Source organism: Methanoculleus sp. (genome assembly GCF_035363275.1).
GTDB lineage: Archaea > Halobacteriota > Methanomicrobia > Methanomicrobiales > Methanoculleaceae > Methanoculleus.
Genome location: NZ_DAOSET010000104.1, coordinates 1 through 3,156 on the forward strand (window position 1 = coordinate 1; position 3,156 = coordinate 3,156).

At 61.4% G+C, this 3,156-nt stretch carries 3 protein-coding genes; all 3 read right to left on the reverse strand.

The genetic code is table 11. The features are described from left to right. The coding region (locus PLN84_RS12900) for a hypothetical protein (RefSeq protein WP_299954960.1) at positions 1-184 on the reverse strand (184 nt) is incomplete at its 3' end. 268 nt (positions 185-452) lie between these two features. After that, positions 453-1,859 carry a carboxypeptidase regulatory-like domain-containing protein gene (locus PLN84_RS12905; RefSeq protein ID WP_292560157.1) on the reverse strand — a complete coding sequence of 469 codons (1,407 nt, stop codon included), beginning with the start codon at positions 1,857-1,859 and terminating at the stop codon, positions 453-455. A gap of 40 nt (positions 1,860-1,899) precedes the next feature. Then, on the reverse strand, positions 1,900-3,156 hold a 1,257-nt coding region (locus tag PLN84_RS12910), incomplete at its 5' end, for an AMP phosphorylase (RefSeq protein WP_348532154.1).

The window sequence follows — 3,156 nt, forward strand, 5'->3', positions numbered from 1 at the left end:
CCCCCGGAACAGGGGTGCTGGTGCCGTTCAACACCTCAACCGTCACAGTCACGGTCTCCCCGCTCCCCGCCGTCACCCACGGGGTACTCGTGTTAATTGTAATAGCATCCGGTATCAGCGCACCGGCCGGGGCCGCCAGCAGCATCAACCCCGTCACCAGGCACGCATATGTCCATTCACTCATACGTCACCGTATCTGTTCCTGGCACATAGGAATATATAATGGTTTCTAACATAATGCACAACTATAATGGCTCCGTTTTTCGATCGGATAACGAAAACCGCGTAAATTGAATAAATATTCAGTAGATGCGGCGATCAGATGAAAAAAAAGTATTTCCATGGCTGCCGCACGAGAATATTCTTTCCGTGCGGGACGAATTCCGCCATTGGAAGCAGAGATCCTGCAGCCCGGGGTCGGGACCCCGGGGAAAAAAAGGTGACCCGGAGGCCTAAAGGCTGTCCCGGTCGCGTGACCTGCCCCGACTCTGCCCGGCCTGCCTCCGCCGCACCACCACAACCCCCGCGACGAGAACCACGGCAACGACCCCGACGCCGGCCACGAGCACCCAGACATTGAAGTTCTGCTCCATGATCAGCGGGACGGTGAACTCGGTCGCGCCGAGCGGGATATCCGCATCGACCGAGATGTTCTGGTAGCCGTCACGGGCGGCGGTCACAGTATACGCCCTGTTTGTGACGAGCGCGGTCTGGAACCTCCCGAGGCTGTCGGTCACCCCGACGACCTTCTCGTCGATGACGATGACCGCGTCGGCCAACGCTTTCCGGTCGGACCCCTCCACCCGGACGGTCACGCTCGCCCGGTCGTACTGGAGTTCGGCAAAGATTGCCTCCGCCACCCCGGAGATGTGCCGTATCTCGCTCCAGTCCTTGTAGCCGGACGCCCGGACCAGAATCTCATAGGTGCCTGCATGGAGTTCGGTGAATACAAATCGACCATCCTGACCGGTCTTCCCCTGGAGCGTCCCGTTGAGGTAGACCTCCGCTCCTCCAATAGGCGTCGTTGCCTCGTTGCAGGCCTTTATCAAGACAGAGTATGCCGACTTCGAGAGGCGCACCTGGAGAAGCACATCGTCCGCCTCAAGGTCACGGTTCTCCAGGTATGGCTGGTAGTCAGTAGCCGTGACCCTGAGGGAATACCTCTTTCCCCGTTCCAGGTGGAGTTGCAGCCTGCCTTCGGCATCGGTCACTCCGGCGCGCGCGTTGTCGATATACACCTCTGCCCCTCCAAGGGGAGCAGAAGTGTCGGCATCCAGGACCCGGACCCCGAGAAGATCTTTACTGAAGAGGAAATACTGGATGGGGCCGTCCTCCACCCCACCAGTCTTTGCCAGCTCAACAGTCTCTTCGAGGTCGTGGTAGCCTGACGCGCGTACCTCGACGCTGTATGACCCGCCCGCTCTCACCGAGAAGTCCACGCTCCCGTCTTTTCCGGTGACCTCCGAGTCGGAGTAGTCGTCACCCTCAACGCGCACCACAGCACCGACGACCGGTTTCAGGGTCACCGCATCGTAAAGTTCGAACGTGAGGGTCTCGTCCTCGCGGACCATATCAACCCGGGCGTGGGTCGCGTCATAATCGATGTAATCCATCCAGTTCCGGTAACCTGCCCGGACAACCTTCAGGTACAGGTCGTCATCCCCGGAATGAACGTAGGAATAGGTGCCGTCCGAGGTGGTCTTCCCGGCGTAGGCGCCGTCGACGTACACGGAAGCGCCGGCAACGGCATCGTCGGTCTCCTCGTCCACCACGCTGATGCGCAGGGTGACCGCCTGCGCCGTGCAGCAGAGGAGGATGCACGAGACGAGAAGGGCTATGATGAGGCGACGTTTTACCATACTTGAGTGTATTGCGGCCCAAAAATTTGAGTGCTTCGGTTTACACCCAGCGCTCCGGGGGAATGCGTTCGATGACCATTCCCTCCACGACCACCGGCATCAGCACCCGGCCGATCTCGATCGCACGCTCAAGGCGCCATTCCCGCTCGGCGTAGATGGTGAAGATGGGGTCGCCCTTCCTGACCCGGGTCCCCTTCTTTGCGTGGATGAAGAGCCCCGCGCCGTGGTCGTAGGGCGAGCCCGCGAGCCGGGCGAGCGTGACGAGCGCGCTGTTGTTTAGTTCGATGACGTAACCGTCCTGCGGCGCCCTCACCTCGAACCGGTACTCTCCCGGAACGATATTTTCAGCCTTCACCGTCGGATCGCCGCCCTGAACCTCGATGATCTGCCGCATCTTCTCGAGCGCCTTTCCGCTCTGGAGGATATCTGCAGCCATCTGGGCTCCCTGCCCCTGTGCTGCCTTCCCGGCCATCTCGAAGAGGATCCCGGCGAGCGAGAGGCTCTTCTGGATCAGGGAGTTCGGCTCGGTCGCCCCCTCGAGAACGGCGAGTGCTTCATGCACCTCAAGGTTCGGGCCGATGGTGTGGCCGACGAGCGACTCCCCGTAACTCAACGCACACTCGACACGCATGCCGAGCCGCTCCCCGAGTTCGATGAACTCCCGGGCGAGTTTCCGCCCCTCCTGGGCCGTCGCGATCTTGGTGTTCCGGCCGACCGGGATATCGATGACAACGAGATCGGCGCCGACGGCGAACTTCTTGGCCATGACGCTTGCAATCATCTGGCCCCGGGCGTCGATCCGGAGCGGGTACTCGTAGGTGATGATCTTGTCGTCTGCAGGGGCAATGTTTGTTGCCCCGCCCCAGACGATGGCGCCGCCGACCTTCTCGGTCATCTGCTGCACCTCGGTCGCCGAGAACGAGACCGGTGCGAGGACCTCCATCAGGTCTGCAGTCCCGCCGGCGCCGGTGATGGCCCGGGAGCTGGTCTTGGGGATCTTAAGACCGCTCGCGGCGACGATCGGCGCGATCAGGAGGGTGATCTTGTTCCCGGGCACCCCCCCGATGGAGTGTTTGTCGACGACGGGATGCCGGGTGAAGCGGAGGCGATCCCCGGTCTCGACCATGGCTCTCGTCAGGTACTCCACCTCGTCCATGTCAAGGCCGTTGATGTAGGACGCGGTGACGTAAGCGGTGATCTCGCCGGGTGAGAGAGTGTCGCTGACGATATCCCTGACAATCTCCAGGGTCTCGTCCTTGCCGAACCGGCCGCCGTCCATCTTCTTCTTGATGTGCGA